General features: G+C 25.0%; 13 protein-coding genes. 5 read left to right on the top strand and 8 right to left on the bottom strand.

Features of this window, described 5'->3' with window-relative positions:
- Nucleotides 1-2: 2 nt before the first annotated feature.
- Both V3255_RS00440 and V3255_RS00445 read left to right on the top strand, forming a co-directional pair.
- Nucleotides 3-959 (top strand): MSC_0882 family membrane protein, encoded by a 957-nt coding sequence (locus tag V3255_RS00440; RefSeq protein WP_333503443.1) that lies wholly within the window; start codon nt 3-5, stop codon nt 957-959.
- 330 nt (nt 960-1,289) lie between these two features.
- The gene (locus tag V3255_RS00445) at nt 1,290-1,526 is read left to right on the top strand and encodes a hypothetical protein (RefSeq protein ID WP_333503441.1); all 237 of its coding nucleotides are present in this window, start codon (nt 1,290-1,292) and stop codon (nt 1,524-1,526) included.
- A gap of 79 nt (nt 1,527-1,605) precedes the next feature.
- On the opposite strand, the gene V3255_RS00450 is transcribed toward V3255_RS00445, so the two are convergent.
- The 3 genes from V3255_RS00450 to V3255_RS00460 form a co-directional block, all read right to left on the bottom strand.
- Nucleotides 1,606-2,505 carry a hypothetical protein gene (locus tag V3255_RS00450; protein WP_341516262.1) on the bottom strand — a complete coding sequence of 300 codons (900 nt, stop codon included), beginning with the start codon at nt 2,503-2,505 and terminating at the stop codon, nt 1,606-1,608.
- Between the two features lie 100 nt (nt 2,506-2,605).
- Nucleotides 2,606-3,502, bottom strand: coding sequence for a hypothetical protein (locus V3255_RS00455; protein ID WP_333503439.1), 897 nt, complete (start codon nt 3,500-3,502; stop codon nt 2,606-2,608).
- Nucleotides 3,503-3,717: 215 nt separating this feature from the next.
- Entirely contained in the window at nt 3,718-4,482 is a 765-nt protein-coding gene (locus V3255_RS00460; protein ID WP_332976683.1) for a MurR/RpiR family transcriptional regulator, read from the bottom strand.
- Nucleotides 4,483-5,343: 861 nt separating this feature from the next.
- On the opposite strand from V3255_RS00460, the gene V3255_RS00465 reads away from it, so the two are divergent.
- Genes V3255_RS00465 through V3255_RS00475 form a run of 3 tightly spaced genes read left to right on the top strand, consistent with a single transcriptional unit; the run spans nt 5,344 to nt 8,332 of the window.
- Nucleotides 5,344-6,813 carry a PTS mannitol transporter subunit IICB gene (locus V3255_RS00465; RefSeq protein ID WP_333503438.1) on the top strand — a complete coding sequence of 490 codons (1,470 nt, stop codon included), beginning with the start codon at nt 5,344-5,346 and terminating at the stop codon, nt 6,811-6,813.
- Nucleotides 6,813-7,913, top strand: a complete 1,101-nt coding sequence (locus tag V3255_RS00470; protein WP_333503436.1) for a mannitol-1-phosphate 5-dehydrogenase — start codon at nt 6,813-6,815, stop codon at nt 7,911-7,913. The genes V3255_RS00465 and V3255_RS00470 overlap by 1 nt, the downstream gene beginning before the upstream one ends.
- Entirely contained in the window at nt 7,904-8,332 is a 429-nt protein-coding gene (locus tag V3255_RS00475; protein ID WP_333503435.1) for a PTS sugar transporter subunit IIA, read from the top strand. Before V3255_RS00470 ends, V3255_RS00475 begins: the two co-directional genes overlap by 10 nt.
- Before the next feature lie 472 nt (nt 8,333-8,804).
- On the opposite strand, the gene V3255_RS00480 is transcribed toward V3255_RS00475, so the two are convergent.
- The 5 genes from V3255_RS00480 to V3255_RS00500 form a co-directional block, all read right to left on the bottom strand.
- Nucleotides 8,805-9,545: a hypothetical protein gene (locus V3255_RS00480; protein WP_333503434.1), complete on the bottom strand. Its 741-nt coding sequence runs from the start codon at nt 9,543-9,545 to the stop codon at nt 8,805-8,807.
- A 514-nt stretch (nt 9,546-10,059) separates the two neighbouring features.
- Nucleotides 10,060-10,791 (bottom strand): hypothetical protein, encoded by a 732-nt coding sequence (locus V3255_RS00485; RefSeq protein WP_333503433.1) that lies wholly within the window; start codon nt 10,789-10,791, stop codon nt 10,060-10,062.
- A gap of 286 nt (nt 10,792-11,077) precedes the next feature.
- Entirely contained in the window at nt 11,078-11,815 is a 738-nt protein-coding gene (locus V3255_RS00490) for a hypothetical protein (RefSeq protein WP_333503432.1), read from the bottom strand.
- 80 nt (nt 11,816-11,895) lie between these two features.
- Complete coding sequence (locus tag V3255_RS00495; RefSeq protein WP_333503430.1) at nt 11,896-14,280, bottom strand: ATP-binding cassette domain-containing protein; 2,385 nt, start codon at nt 14,278-14,280, stop codon at nt 11,896-11,898.
- Entirely contained in the window at nt 14,267-16,159 is a 1,893-nt protein-coding gene (locus V3255_RS00500; protein WP_333503429.1) for a hypothetical protein, read from the bottom strand. The genes V3255_RS00495 and V3255_RS00500 overlap by 14 nt, the downstream gene beginning before the upstream one ends.
- Between the last annotated feature and the right edge of the window lie 793 nt (nt 16,160-16,952).

The following is a 16,952-nucleotide window of genomic DNA, read 5'->3' on the forward strand; positions in this document are numbered from 1 at the left end:
TTATGAAAAAAAGACAGAACTTTAATAACAGCAATTACCACAAACGACCTAGTTTTACAAATTCAGCCTATCGTGAGTCAAGGTACTATAAAAACGTACAAAATCGTCCTAATATTCAAGAAGATTTTGATGATTCAGATGAATATTTTGCCCAAAAAAATCATTACCGTCCAGAATATAAAAGTTCGCAAAATTATTCAAACCATTTAATGGAAGAAAATTATTATCAGGCAATGGAACAAAAAGCCCTTCAACAAGAGGCAAATGCTTTTATTTCAAAAGAAGTGAGAAAAATTTTTGGGCTTGAATTAATTTTTTTACCACTAAAGGCACTTTTTTGACTCTTGGCTTTTTTAGCAATACTAACTGTTTCACTGCTTTGAGTTTATGAGTATATTCCAAGTTGAAATTATGAGCAAAAATATTTACCACTTTTGATAATTCCCGGAATTATCGGTGCAATTATAATATTTTTATTTGTAAAAACCATGTTAGACTATCGGGCAATTAAAAAATCTGTTGAATATTTCCGCTCACAGCTTAGAAATAATTCTCACAGACTTGAAATGCCGCCAATGATTCCTTGATTAGTTAAAAAATTGAATCAAAAAGAAGTAAATGCAATTTGACTGGCGGCTTTTAGTTTGTTTGGAACAGCAATTTTAGGTTTAGTTTATTGAATTACTTTAAAATATTATCCAGAAAAAAATATTCAATTTTCAACCGAATTTATTATAAGTATGGTCTCAACTGGTGGATTTTTTATTTTAATGCTTGTTTATGACTTAACACTTCGTCGCCGTTTATCAAATATTGAAGCAATTTTTGGTCATGTTTACCGTAAAAATATTAATATTGAATCAATCCGTTTTCGTCGTCATATGCTTTGAGCAATTTTCACAATAGTTATTTTCCTAATTTTAAGAAAAATTGCCAAAAGGAAAAAAATAATTACTTAATTAATAAAGGCAAAATAGAAAAACATCCTAAAAATGGATGTTTTTTATTTAAACTAATATAAATATAAGATTTTAGTTTCATTAAGATCAAAGTGTCTGTCAATAAATAATTTGTTCCGAGTTTGATAGTTCGATGGCAAAAATTCACTTTTTAGTCAATATAAATACACAAAAAAATACCTGTAAATCCGTGCTTTTGACCAAAAATCTTAATCTTTATTATTTTAAATTTAACCTCTCAAAAAAAGTAAAAAAACTAAATATGTTAGTATATAAACTAATTGTTTGAATTTTTTCTACTAATTTTAAAAAAAGTTTTATAATAATGGTATGAAAAGTTCAATAAGTACTCGTGGAAAAAACAAATCTCCACGCAAATCAAAAAGAAAATATACAATTAACGATCTTTCTGAAAATGATCGTGGAGTTTATCAAGACATAATTGAGACTGTTCTTAGAAGATCTGGAATTGACCCCGCAATTATTTTTGAGGAGCTTAAACAACGAAAGCAAGAACTAGAACAACAACAAGAAAAAGAACCAGATAAAAATAAAAACGAAAATTAAGCTAGTATAAAAACTAGTTGTCTAGATTTTTCTACTAATTTAAAGTTAAAATTAAAAGATTCTTAAAACCTTACTAAAATTAAATTTTAAATACAAGAAATTTAATTACCCCATCTAGAATAAACGGCACTACAAAAATAGCAACCAAAACTAGAACAATATGGTTGATGATTAAGCGATAATCATCAAATGCTGAAATCGTAACACTAAAAGAATAAGTTAATACTCAAAACGAGTATCAAAACATAATAAAATTTATAAAAACTGAAAATAGATAAATAATTAAGAAACGAACTTGCCGTTTTTTAATAATAGGATTTAAATCAGGACTTTTTGTATTAAATGAGAAGACGTGTAAAAATATATCTCAATAATAGGAAGGCAAAAATACTCTAGTAGTTAATCACAAACCGTCAATCATAACAAAAATATTTTCAATGATTTTATCAGGGTTATATCTATCTTTTTTTCTTAAGTTGATTCAAATATAAGGGCTTTTTCTCTTTATAAGATTATAATTTTTTTTAAAATCAAAATTAGCTAAGAAATCAAATTGTTTATTTGTATCTAATTTACCTAAATTTTTTTTACATTTCTTCGCTAGGTAAAAATTAAAAATTTTTTGGAAAAAACTACACAAATATGAATAAGGCAACAACAGGGGCAAGTAAAAAATTGCTTCGATAAAATGTCGAAAAAAGTAATTATCAAAAACTTTTGTATTAAAATGAATTAAAAAATCAAATTTAAGCGTAAAAATTAGTACTAAAATAACTAAAAAAAGTGGTACTGGATAACTTATTAAAAACAGTGTGAATAGCAAAACAAAGTGTTTGATTGTTTTTTTATCAGGATTAAATTTGAATACAAGAAAGAAGAACAACCTAAAATACAAAATATTACCTAAAATAGGTACTTTTGAAAATTCTCTAGGAATTTTCAAATTAATAAATTTTTCAACAGTCAATCAAAAATACATTTTTATAAAACAAATTTCCTTAAATTAAATTAATAAACTAGTTAAACTAGCCTAAGAATCAACCATTTTGCCTTTAATAATACTATCAAAAAATAAAAATTTATTTCTCAAATAGTCAAAAAGTTATTCATAATTTAGGATGATAAGCCGCCGTGGGTAGCATGAGAAAACCAAAAATTATAGTAAAAAAACCAGACAGTAATAATTGTTTTGCTTCGTTATTAGTATCATTTAAAAAATAATATATTATTCAAAATGGATATCAAGTTAATATAAGTTGTATAAAAACAAAAGTAAAATAAACGTATAAAAAGATTTTCCAGTTTTTTTTAGAAATATTTGAATTTGTAAATTCAGTAGTGTTGAACAAAAAAACTTCTAAAATTATATGTGCAAAATATTTTGGTAAATTTCAATTAACTTTTCACCATCAACTTTGGATAATAATAAAAATATTTTCAATTATTTTTTCTGGGTTATACCAATGCTCTTTTTCAACACCCATATAAAATTTTCGTTGACATAGAAATTCATAATGTTTAGTATAATTAAAATTGTTTAAAAATGAGAATTTATTATTTGTGTCCAATTTGCCAAGATTTTTTTTAACTTGTTTTACCAAGTATAAATGAAAAATTTTTTGCAAAAAACCTGAAAAATACGAATAAGACACAATTAAAAGTGAGTAGCCAATTATTTCGATCAAATGACGAATAAAATAATTATTAAAAAATTTTAAATCTAAATTCCTCAGAAAATCAGCATTACCGGTAATTAACAATGTTATTATAACTAAAAAAAGAGGGGATGGATAACTTATTAAAGAAAGTACTACAAATAAAAAGTAATGTTTTATTGTTTTTTTATCAGGATTAAATTTAAAAACTAAAAATGAAAATAGTTTAAAATATAAAGTATTGCCTAAAATAGGAATTTTTAAAAATTTTTTTGGTATTTGAAGGTTTATAAATTTTTCAACTGTTAATCAAAAATTCATTTTAAGACATAATCTCCAATTTGGGTCGTAATCAAATTTGTACTGGTTAATGCCACTTTTGCTGTAAATTGTGCTTTTCCTATTTTTCCTATTTTTCCTATTTTTCCTATTTTTCCTATTTCTCCTATTTTTGATAGTGCTTGATATTTTGCCTATCGATAGGCCATCAGACCCGATTCTAAAGGTTTTACATGCCACTTTGTTTTAATAGATGACTAATTTTTAAGCAAATTAATAATTTGCATTATCAAATAAATAAAAGCAATACGCGCTGAAGTGTGCTTTTCAAGAACATCCTCATTTTTAAAAGTTAAGAAACTAATTGAGGATTGCTTGAATAAATTACTTTCATAATTTGAAGTAAAGGAAATAATATTACAATTTTTAGATTTCATTGTTTGAACTAATCGATCTATCTCCAAATGCATACCAGAAAAACTAAAAAAAACGCAAACACTAAAATCAACAGATTTTTCTACTCATTTCTGTTGAACTTCAAAGTCATAATGATAATCAACATAATATTGTAATTTCGATAAATAATTAGCAAAAATCTGAATTATTTCTAAATTTGATCCCTTACCAAAAAATATAATATGCCGCACCTTCTTTAACAAGGCAACAAATTTTATAATAGAATCATGATTTATTTTGTAAAGATTATCGAGATTTTTACTAATAAGAGAATGATATAGGCTAACTGTTGTATTTTTGCTGGCAATTTTGTTGTTCGAAAAACGGCTTTTTTGAATTTGCATATAAGAATAATTACGGTCAAGCGCTGGCAATAGATCTTTTAGGCCTTTAAAACCGAGTTTTTTGCAAAATTTTATTACCGAAGCTGTTGAACAATTAGCATTTTCAGCAATTATACTTAATTTTAAAGTCATAATTTTGGTGATATTTGAAATCAAAAATTTAGCAATTTCCTTATCAATAAAATTATGATTTTGCTTAGAAAACCACAGTAAATCATTCATCAAATTACTATCCATTTTATAAAATTATACAATATAACAATTTATTATAGTAACATAAAATAGTATTAAGGAATAAAGCCACAACTTAATAAAATTTGTGATCAAAGACTTTTTAAAAAAGGAATTTTGATCACAAATTTTGCTAGTATAGGATTTTTGATTGCTTTTTTAGAATTTTTCATGACATTAATACAGATTTTTAGTGTAGAACTAAATGTTATAGATTTTTACACTACCATCAAATTTAGCAAAAAATAGTAATTTTTGTTTTAATTTGTAAACTTAATTTTAAAGCAATGAAAAATTAACATGCTAATTTTAAAATTAGAATTGGTATAGAAAATACCAACTAATTTTTAGCAAATTAACAATTTGCATTTCAGATAAACACAATGGCTAATGAAATTTAATTTTCAAAATACCATTAACATTAAAAAACTAAACAAAGATTATTGTATAAATCAATTTAATAATTTGAAAATATTGATAGATTTTCACCTTTTCAAAGCATTATATGCTTGATATTTTCAGTAACACCACTATTTTTACAATAAAATCACGACTTAAACTGTAAAAAATTGACGAAATTTTTGTTAATGTGAGCATGATTTAAACCAATAATTCTATTTTATAAACCATTTTGTTATCACACGAGCATTTTTTTGGGCCACTAATAAGGATGATCATGGAAAAACGACAGCCAAAATCCTTAAATCTTTAACTTTAATTTGCAAAATTTAACTGCTCAAAAATCTAGAATTTCTTCAACAATGAAAACATGATTCTGCCTTGAAGGTTGATCAAATTATTAATCAAATTCATATATACTCCACAAAATTGTATCGATATTAAGGAGGTTTTATGGCAAATTTAATCAAAACTATTAAAACTAAAATTCAGTCCTTTGGCGGACTTTTAGGGCAAATGATAATGCCAATTATCGGTATATTTATTGCCTGAGGTCTACTTACATCTTTTTTTATTCCCACAGGTTGAACACCGAATAAAGATCTTGCAGCCATGGTAGGTGTCGGAATTACTTATATAATTCCAATTTTAATTTGCTTTCTTGGTGGTTATAAAATTTACAAAATTCGAGGTGGTGCAATTGCTGGAGTTGTAGCAATTGGTGCGGTAGCTGCTGGTCAGTCAGAAATTTTTATAAATATTACTGGCGGTACAGCGCCAATGCTAGTTGCAGTTATGTTATTTGGTCCAATTTCAGCACTTATTTTAAAACACACAGAAAAATTTTGAATTAATAAAATTCCAAGCGGCTACCAAATGCTAGCAAATAATTTTTATCTTGGAATTCTCGGATTTGTGCTTTTATTCCCCGTTTATTATTTATCAATTTATTTTATCGGTTACTTTATTAAATCACTCGGATTTTTGACCCAAAAAATGGGAGAGTGAAAGTTATATCCTTTAATTGCCTTAATTGTTGAACCTGCAAAAATACTTTTTCTAAATAATGCAATAAATCACGGTGTTTTTACAACTTTAGGAACAATTCAAGTAACTGAAACTGGCAAGTCAATTTTATTTTTATTAGAATCAAATCCTGGACCAGGATTAGGGCTTTTACTATTCTATCTAATTTTTTCAAAAGAAAAACAAATTAAAGGACAAACAGCTTCTTCAATCCCAATCCATTTTTTAGGCGGGATTCACGAGGTTTATTTTCCTTTTGCTATTTTAAGACCAGTTTTAATTTTATCACTAATTGCTGGAGGTATTTTTGGAAATTCAATCTTACAAATTTTTAATGTTGGCGCAGTTGCTCCTGTCTCTCCAGGTTCAATTATTGCTCAGTATATCCAAGTAGAAAAATCGACAAATTCATTAGTTGGTATTACAATTGCGATTTTCGGATCCGCTATAGTGACTTTGCTAAGTGCCTGAGCTATCAATTTTTTAGCAAAACTACTAAATAAAAACAAGCAAAAAACTGAAAATTTAGACATTAACCATACAAAAAAATTGATTGAAAATGAAAAATTAAAAACAAAAAGTACTCAAAAATTAAATCCAAAAAAGATTGTTTTTGCTTGCGATGCGGGCATGGGTTCTTCTGTAATGGCTGCTTCAATTTTAAGGAAAGTTTTGAAAGATAATAATGTTGTTGACATTGAAGTTTCTAATTTAGCAATTGCCGATTTGACTGGTGAAGAAGAGCTTATTATCACAATTCAAAGTTTAGAAGATCGTGTTAAAGATAAAAATTCCAAAGCTAAAATTATTTCCTTAAGTCAATTTTTAGATAGAAAATCCTATGAAAATATAGCTACACAACTTAAAAATAATCAAGAAAATAAGGAAAATTTCTAATGAAAGTTGTTCATTTTGGAGCCGGAAATATTGGTCGCGGATTAATTGCAAAATTATATCAAGAAAATCAATTTGAAATTATTTTTGTTGATGTTAATGATAAATTAATTAATGAGCTAAATCAAAAAGGATTTTATTATGTTATTAACTTTGAAAATGGCCAAAAATATAAAGTGAGAAATTATTTTGCTATTAATCTAAGTGATGAAGAAAAATTATTAATGCATTTAAAAAACGCCGATCTGATTTCGACTTCTGTTGGATCCGAAAATTTAATTCATTTGAGGTCGATTTTTGCAAAATTAGCAAAAATTGAGCAAAATAGTAAACAAATTATCTGTTTTGAAAACGGATTTCGAGTTAGCAGTAACTTTAAAAAAGGTCTTGAAAACTGTAAATTTTGGCAATTTGTTGACACAACAATTGATCAAATTGCCCCGACTTCGACAGATTTAAATGTTTATACCGAAACATACTCAGAAATTATTATTAAAGAAGAAAAACAAAAAATTAAACTAAAGGGAGTAAAATATCTAGAAAATTTAGACTATTTTATTTTACGAAAATTATTTTTTGTCAACACTTTGCACTCGGGAATTGCATATTTGGCATATATTTTAAAATATAATTATATTCATGAAGCTTTAAATTCACCAGTAATTCAAAAATATATTAGCCAACTAAAAATTGTTTTAATTAAAGTGCTTTCATTCCAAAATACCTTAATTAATCAGCGCGAACTTGAGGTATATTTTGAAAAAACAATTAAAAGATTTGAAAATCCAATTTTACAAGACTCAATTATACGCGTTGCTCGGAATCCAATCACTAAAATAGGAAAAAATGAAAGATTTAATTTGTTATTGAAATATGCCAAGAATGCAAAATTAGAACCAAAAGAATTAGAGATAATTTATAGAACTTTTGCAAATATTTTAAATTATGACTCAAAACAGGATATCCAAGCAACAAAAATGCAGGAAAATCTTCTAAAAAATCGCGAAGAATTTTTAAAAATGCAAACAAATTTAGAAGATTTTGAAATCAAAACAGTGCTTGAATTTTATGATAATATAAAAGGGGGAAATAAATGGATTTAAAAATAGAAAATATCCAATTAAATCAAACTATTGAGTCAAAAAAAGAAGCATTTACAAAATTAATTGAAATTTTCCAAGCAAAACAATGTTGTAAATATGAATATTTACAATCAATGGAAAAACGTGATTTAGAATCATCAGTTGCTCTTGGAAACTATCTCGCCCTAGCACATGGAAATTATGAAAGTAATGATTTAATTTTTAAAAATTGTATCGAAATTATTCACTTAAAAAATACACTATACTGAGACGATCAACCAATTAGATTTATTATTGGGTTAGCCGTAAAAAATGTTGATCAGATTAATTATATAGAAAAAATAGGGCTTGCATTTATTGAAATTGAGAAAGTGGAAGAAATTTTAAATAGTGAAAATTTAACTAAAGAAAAAATCCTTAACTGAATAAATCAAGCCTAGAATTTAAATTTTATTAAAATTAATTGCTTTTTTGTTGACTAGCCCCTTTACCAAAAAAACAATTTGATCGATGGTTAAAAATTTTTATTGTTTTTGCAACTAATTAATATTATTTATGTATTTTAATAGTTTTTTATAAGGTAATAAAGCTTTAAATTTTTAGTGTAAATTATCTATGATCCATTAATTTGTACCTTTAGTCTGATAAGGAATTCACACTCAAAAAAACCTGTTTTAATAGAATAACAAAAATCCCGGCACTTTGGCGGGATTTTCTTTTAAGTTTTTAAATGTTATACTAGTTAATAAATCAACTTATTTTTTGATTGGTAATGGTCACATTTTCAAAATTTTGAAATTCAAAATTAATTGTCGCTACAAAATAGCATAAAAATTATTGGTTAGTTTGTGGTGGTTATTTTTGAAAGTATTAATTTATTTGTGCTTTGATTTTCTAAAAATTTATCTAATTTTAAATTTTTTTAGGAAGATAAAATCTAAAAATAGTACTTTTATAGGTTTTTTTACATTCTTCAACAGAAATAGTCAAAAGATTATTAGAAATTTGAAATAATTTGAGTTGTGATTGACCTATTCATACTGTGGCAATAACACCAATAACACAAAATATAAAACCAGTCATCACTGAATATATACTATCAGGAATAACAGATAAATCAGTACCCCTTGTTACAGCAACTGAATATGTTGTTGTAAACATAAAATAGTAAAATAAAGTAAAGCATGCAATTAAAAAAGGGACTAAAAATGATTCAACAATATAATATCTTAAATAAATCTTGTATAAAAATTTTCGTTTTTCTTCATAGTCGGGATCTTGTTCATTAAATTTGGAAGCGGTTAAAGGCATTTGACTTCTTAACCAAATACCATAAGTGAAAATACCGCTTCTAACTTGAGGTACATTTTTTTCAATTCTTAAAAGTTGAGGATACTTTTCTTTAAGTTTTTCATTTGACAAATTCAAAGCCTCTTTTTTGTATTTGGAAATAAATCAAATGTATCTTGAAAGGTTAACAAAAACAAGCAAAAAAATCGAACCAAAAACAAATATTCTTATAATAAGTATATGGTCAGGAAAAAATAATTGAAAAAGTGTGCTTGATATAAAAATAAGTAATAAAAAAAAGTTTAAAGCAACATAAAGGGGTTTAAAAAATAATAGTTTATGAAGTACTAAAATTGATTTCATTTTAATAACCACCTGCAATAATTTTTTCTAAATCAAGTCTAAATTATATACTAATTTAGGTATCATATAACCTAAAAAAAATAGAAATTATTTTCCCCTAATTGGCTAATAATGCGAAATTAAATTAGATTTCTATTTGAAAAAATCCATAAAAATTTAAAACAGAAAATTACGAACACTCCCTAAAACTTTAAATTTTAGTTTAAATTATTTATGCAAAATTAACTTATGCCTTTATTCTAATAAGAAATTCACACACAAAACAAGGCTTGTTTTTAGTACAACAAAAAAATCCCGCCACTTTGGCGGGAGTTTCCTTCAAGTTTTGAATTGTTATACTAGTCAATAAATCAACTTATTTTTTGATAAGCAACGCACACATTTTTAAAATTTTGACCTTAAATATTAATTGTGCTACAAAATAGCATAAAAAATCATTGATTAATTTGTGGTGGTTATTTTTTGAAAGTATTAATTTATTTGTGATTTAATTTTCTAAAAAGTTTATGCAATCTTAATTTTCTTTAGGAAGATAAAATCTAATAAAAATACTTTTAAAGCTTTTTTTAGATTCTTCAACAGAAACAGTCAAAAGATTTCTAATAACTTGTATTAATTTGATTGTTGATTGATTTAATCATACTCAGGCAGCAAAGCCAACAACAAGAAATATAATACCAGTTATGAACGCATATGTAAAATTAGGAATAACAGATAAATTATTATCTTTTGTTGAAACCGCTATTGTAATTATAAAATAGTAAGATAAAGTAGTGAATGCAATTGAAATAGTAATTAAAAATAATTGAACAATCTGAAATTTTAAAATAATTTTGTATATAAATTTTTGTTTTTCTTCATAGTCGGGATCTTGTTCATTAAATTGAGAAGCAATTAGAGGCAATTGAAATTTTAACCAAGTATTATAATCTGAAATTCTTTTTGCAAATCGAGCAGCATTTTTTTCAATTTTTAAAAGTTTGGGAAACTTTTTTTCAACTTCTTCATTTGATAAATTCAAAGCCTCTTTTTTGTATTTGGGAATATATCAAATGTATCTTGAAAAGGTAAAAAAAGCAAGCAAAAAAATCGAACTAAAAATAAATATTCTTAAAATAAGTAAATGTTCGGGAAATAAGTATTGAAAAGGTGTGCCTAATAGAATAATAATGAATAAAAAAACGCTCGGAACAACATAAATAGGTTTAAAAAATACTAGTCTAAAATGTAGTAAAATTGATTTCATTTTAATAAACACCTGCGATAATTTTTTCTAAATCAACCTAGATTATTATACTAATTTAGATATAATAGACCCTAAAAAATTATAAACTATTTTTAAGAAGTTCACTAACATCTTTTTTGGAATATTTTAATGATATAAAACAATAGATAAGAAAAATAAGTAAGCCAGTTGAGAATCAAATCTAAATGAAATTGATAAAAATTTGTCTATAAGATGAACTTATAAAATCAGGGAGTGTTCATAATTTTGTGTTTTAACTTTGATTTTCTAAAAAATTTATCCAATCTTAATTTTTTTTAGGAAGATAAAATCTAAAAAAAGTACTTTTATAGGCTTTTTTACATTCCTCAACAGAAATAGTCAAAAGATTTTTAGAAATTTGTATTATTTTGGTTTTTGATAGATTTATTCACACTATGGCAAACATACCAAGAATATAAAGTACAACACTAGTTACTATCGAATATATAAGACTATAATTAACAGAAAAATTATTAGTTCTTGGAGTAACCGAAAATGTTCATGCAAATATAAAATAGAAAGATAAGGTAAGGCATGCAATTACAATAACAACTAAAAATGATTCAACAATGTATAATCTTAAATGCATCTTGTATAAAAATTTTTGTTTTTCTTCATAATCAGGATCTTGTTCATTAAATTCAGAAGCAATAAAAGGTAATCTAGTTCTTAGTCAAAATTCATAATTTAAAACGGGCGTTGCATATAGAGGTAAATTTTTTTCAATTCTTAAAAGTTGAGGATACTTTTCTTTAAGTTTTTCATTTGATAAATTCAAAGCCTCTTTTTTGTATTTGGAAATAAATCAAATGTATCTTGAAAGGTTAATAAAAATAAGCAAAGAAATTGAGCCAAAAACAAATATTCTTAAAATAATTATATGTTCAGGAAATGCTAATTGGAGAGGTGTGCTTATTAGAAAACTCAACGATAAAAAAACGTTTGAAACAATATAAAGGGGCTTAAAAAATAATAGCTTATAAAATAGTAAAATTGATTTCATTCTAATAACTACCTGCGTTGATTTTTTTCTAAATCAAGTCTAAATTAGCACACTAATTTAGATATAATATGACCTAGAAATTATAAACTATTTTTAAGAAGTTCAGTAACAGGTTTTTTGTAATATCTTAACGATATGAAGAAATAGATAAGAAAAATAAGTAAGCTAATTGAGAATCAAATTACAATGAAATTGATAAAAATTTGTGTGTAAGTTGGACTTATAAAATCAGTGGTTGTTATCAAGCTATAAAAATATGGCATGCTAGGCAAACTTATTATTAGCCCTGATATTAAAATTAAGGAAGAAATTGCAAAAATATTTAATATGTGTAGGAAAAAGATTTTTTTAGTTTTTTCGCCTAGTGATTTAAGAATTCCAATTGATTTTAATTTTGATTGTGTTAGATTTTTTGCATAAAGAACTGAAAAAACTACCAATAAAACTATAAGAATTACTTGGATAGCAAGTAGTACTGCTTTTACTAAAAAAGTGGAGCTTAAAAGTAAAATTTTTATTGAGTCAAGATCTTTTGAATATCAATAATTTGGGAAATCTTTCTTAAATGAGTCTAAATTTTCATTGATATTGTCAGATTTTAAAAATATTCTTGCACCTCGTGGTCTTATTTCGTTTCTATATTCATCACCGTCATTGCGCATTATGATTTGGTTCTTAAATTCAGGTCTTTGTTCTTCGGGAGTGCCAGTTTCAGATTTTTGTTCCTGCAAATGTTGGTTTTCCTTTAGATCGAAAGTTCCGACTATTTTAAAAGGAATATTTTCTCCATTTTTGTTTGATAATTCAACTTTAGACCCTATTTTTAGTTTCTCGTATTTATCGATTTTAAAATTATTGTTTTTGTTTAATTCAGTAGCTCTATTGTTAAAATCATCTATAAGATTATTTATTTCATCAATAGTGTTAACTGAAACAACAATTTCATCTTTATTTTTAGGAAGTTCACCATCACTAATTTTTAAATTTTCTACCTTTAAATCTTTTAAAAAATTTTGTTTATCAACATAAAATACGTTAAAATTTCTTACATTTAAAAGACGGATTGTTAAGGCGTCGAAAGGCGAATCACCGCCTGTGTTTTTGGGAAAAGCTTCATTAATTTTTTTTGCTAAATTATGATGTAAAAAAGAGGGTATTTTGCCAAAGGCATCAATCGAATGGTTTACTCCGACAATAGTAGCCTCAAAAATTGTTGCATTTTTACCAACATTCGAATGACGTATATCTTTAATTTGAATTTTTTTGCCAATAGGATCAGTAATTTTTAATTTTTCGACAACTGAATTTGAAATAATTATCTCATCTTCATTTTGTATAAGATTACCTTGAACGTTTTTGTCGTCAAATTTAAATCTATTTTTAAAAAAATCAGATTGGTCGATTAATTCAATAGAATTTTTCTCAGAAATTAATTCTTTGCCGTTATTATTATAAGCAAAAGCAAAGGTTTCAGTTAAATAAACAGGAATAATTTTATTAACAATGTCTTTTTTAGCATTGAATTTCTCGATTTCTTCCTCAAAAAATGGTGATATTCCCTTTTTTTGAACCTCTAAAGAATCTAAATTGTATTGAAGAATTCGTTGCGAGTCAACAGCATTGGCTTGCGTATCAAGTGTAGCAAATAAATTTAGACTTAAAATACTTATTAGAAATGTGATAATTAGTAATGCTGTAATAATTATTTTATTTTTAAAATCTAGCTTCAAAAATAAAATAATTGATTTTAATTTGTCACTTATTTTTAAAGGTTTTTTTTCAAATTTAAAATTATAATCAGTTTTATTTAAAGATTTGCCCTTATTTATTTCTTCGATTTTATCAATTTCTAATACAGATTCATTTTTTAGATAAATTATTCTATCACCGTATTTTTTAGCAAGATCCAAATTGTGGCTAACTATCAAAATAGTTTTATTTTTCTTTAATATTTGTATTTTTTCAAAAAGAATTTCAGCATTTTCAACATCAAGATTTCCAGTAGGCTCGTCTAATAAAATAAAGTCAGATTCACGCGCTAATGATCGCAAAATTGCAATTCGTTGTTTTTGACCGCCCGATAAATCACTCACTTTATTTGCTAAATTTTCTTTTGAAATATTAACAAAACTTGCGTTTTCTTCAATATTCTTTTCATCAATATTAAAATTTATTGCATTTGTGCCAATTTTAATATTTTCCATACCAGTAGCAGATTCAATTAGGTTAAAATCTTGAAAAACAACGTCAATTAAAGGGTTTTTAACAACTTTGTTATCTTTATAAAAAAGAATTTCTCCTTTATCTTTTTGACTAAAATTAGCAATCAGGTTAATAAGAGTAGTTTTCCCAATTCCAGAAGGTCCAACGACAAAGACCAACTCATTGGAAGGAATGTCTAGGCTAAAATTTTTAAAAATAGCTCTTCGGTTAAAATTTTTAGTTAGATTTTTAATTTTTATCATTTTTAAGTAGCCAATCTATTTGATAAGTCATATAAATAGTTTTAATATTCAAAAAGTGTGTTTTACCTATTTTTCTATCAATTTTATCTAAAATATCTTGTTTTAGTAATGAAATAAATTTTTCTAATTTAGTAGAGTCTATTTGGTGTTCCAATTTTGATTTAATTGCGCTTTGAAATTCAATATACCAAAAAAGATGTTCTAAAAATTCAGCGTTATTTATATTTTTTTCATCAAGATTTTGGTTTATAAATTCAACAATTTCCTTGTTGTCGTCTAATTCATTTTTAAAAATAAACTTAATAAATAAGTTAATAAATTTTAAAAAAAATGGAGCATTTTTTTCTAGTTTTGCATTCATAATATTGTCAAAAATTTGCTTGGAAACATTAATTTTTGCCGGCTTGTCTGTATTATAAAAATTATTTAATAAGGCAATTGTTTTAGACAAATAAAAAAAATCAATTGGTTTTTTTACAAATTTACTATAACCAATTATTGTATTTAAAAAATCTTTTTGACTCTTTAAAAAATCGGGATGAGTCTTAATTGAAAAAAATACATAATTATATAAGTCTGCAAAAAAATCAGGATTATTTTCCGGTTTTTCCGTTGTTTGATTAAATAAGGTTTCTATTGTTTGATTTATTTTTTGTACTTGATTATCTTTTTTCTCGCTTAATTCTAAAATCTGCTTTACAAAAATAGTTTTTGTGATATCAGCCTCTTGACGAAACAATCTATTTTCAAGAACATAATCTACAATTTCTTCGCTTTTTTTAAGTAATTCGGGTTCTAAATTTTTATTATTTCCAAAATAATAGTAAAGAAGTACACCGGCATAGTCCCGAGTATCACCGTTTGTTTTAAAATTTACCAATCAGTTTTTAGTAAACTCATTTATTTTTGACAAATACTCTGAAGAATACTTATAAAAATTCTTGCTAAAGTGGTAAAAACTAAATATTGGATAAAGTAAAATGTCCAATTTTCTTATATTTTCTTCTGTTTCCTGATTTTCAATGATTTGTCTAAAATATTTATCCCATTTTTCAATTAAAATATTTATTGATTTTTGTTTTTCTTTTATAATATCAGAAAAATGATTGTTGCCTAAAGTATTTATTATTGATAAAATCGAGATATATTTTTTCGTGAGTAGTGAATCTTTATTGTCTAGTGATTCGGGATTTTCACTCCCGTTCAACAATACTTCTTCGCTTTCAAAATTCATTTTCTTGAATTCGGTGCTAATTCAATCTTTAATATCGAAATATTTTAGAAAATCATGCCCATTTAATTTAAAATAGTAAATATTTCATGCTAAATCTCAAAAGTCATCTTTGATATCAATAAACTGTTTTTTATTTTTGTCATAGTATCTTGAAATAAAATTAACGAGTTTAGGAACATTATTAATTGGGTTAATGTTAAAATGAATATTGCTTACTTCGTATTCACCACTCAAACCAAATCCCGGCCTTTGCATTATAGTAGGCACATCTTTTAATAGTGATTTGACCTTGTCAAATTGATTAATGTTATTCGACATTTTTAAAATTGCTAAAATTTGGTTTGCAGATTCGTAATCATACTCTACCTGAAAATTACTTTTTAGAGCATAGTCACTTTTTTGTGTACCTTTTTTTAACTCGCCTTCTAAAATAAAACTGTTTATTTTTTCTAGATCAGAATTAGAAAAAATAGATGCCGATTTTAAATTACTAGTTAATGTTTTGGGTTCAAATTTATTTATTTCAACTTCAACAGACCTAGTAAGAGCATAATAAATTAAAGGGACACTTATAGCAATTGATCCCAAACTAGCACCAATAATTGAAAAAATAACTCATTTTTTTGTAAAAATTTTAGGTATCATGACTGTTCCTCTAAATTTTGGGATAATTTTGAAACTTTATAAAAAGAAGATTTAGCAATATATTTGTAACTTTTCCTTCATTGCATTCAGTTCTTGCCGACGTTAAGTTGCTAAATGCTGTTATTTTGTATTTTCAACCCTAATAGTTTTATCAGTTCTAGCAATTTATGATTATAACTAGTGATTGAGTTAGTAAGATAACCATTTTAATCAATTAAAACATCTAGATTTGCACTCGAATTAGCTGAAAATTCACCATCAAATTTTATTTAGGTCTAGTGAATTTTTCTTTATTTTTTTGTAATTGTCATAAATTTTCCTTAATAAATTTTTATTTATAAATTAGAGTTAGTTATAATTTTATCATACTAAATCAAATAACAAAGAACAAAATAATAAAAATACAAAAATATAATTTTTGTTAAAAAATGTTAAAAATTATATTTTTATTCATAGCTAATTTTACAAACTATAAATTCTATAAATATAAAACAAAATTTTAATATTCAGCTACTTTTTCTACCAATTTATGTTTTTTTATGTTACAATTTTGGCAATTTCAATTACTAATTCAACAAAATTACAATTATATTTTAAGCGTTAAGTTAGTTTTTCTTTTTTAAAAATCAACAACAAAAGGCAAAAACATGAATTTTGATGATTACAAAAAATTATTTTATTAAATAATTTCCCCACAATAATAGTGCCATTTTACCAAAAAAGTATAAATAAAATCACAATGAAACGTTAAATTCATTATAATATCATAAAAAGGTCATAAAAAATACAAGCG

This window comes from Mesomycoplasma ovipneumoniae, from assembly GCF_038095975.1.
Classification (GTDB): domain Bacteria; phylum Bacillota_I; class Bacilli_A; order Mycoplasmatales; family Metamycoplasmataceae; genus Mesomycoplasma; species Mesomycoplasma ovipneumoniae_C.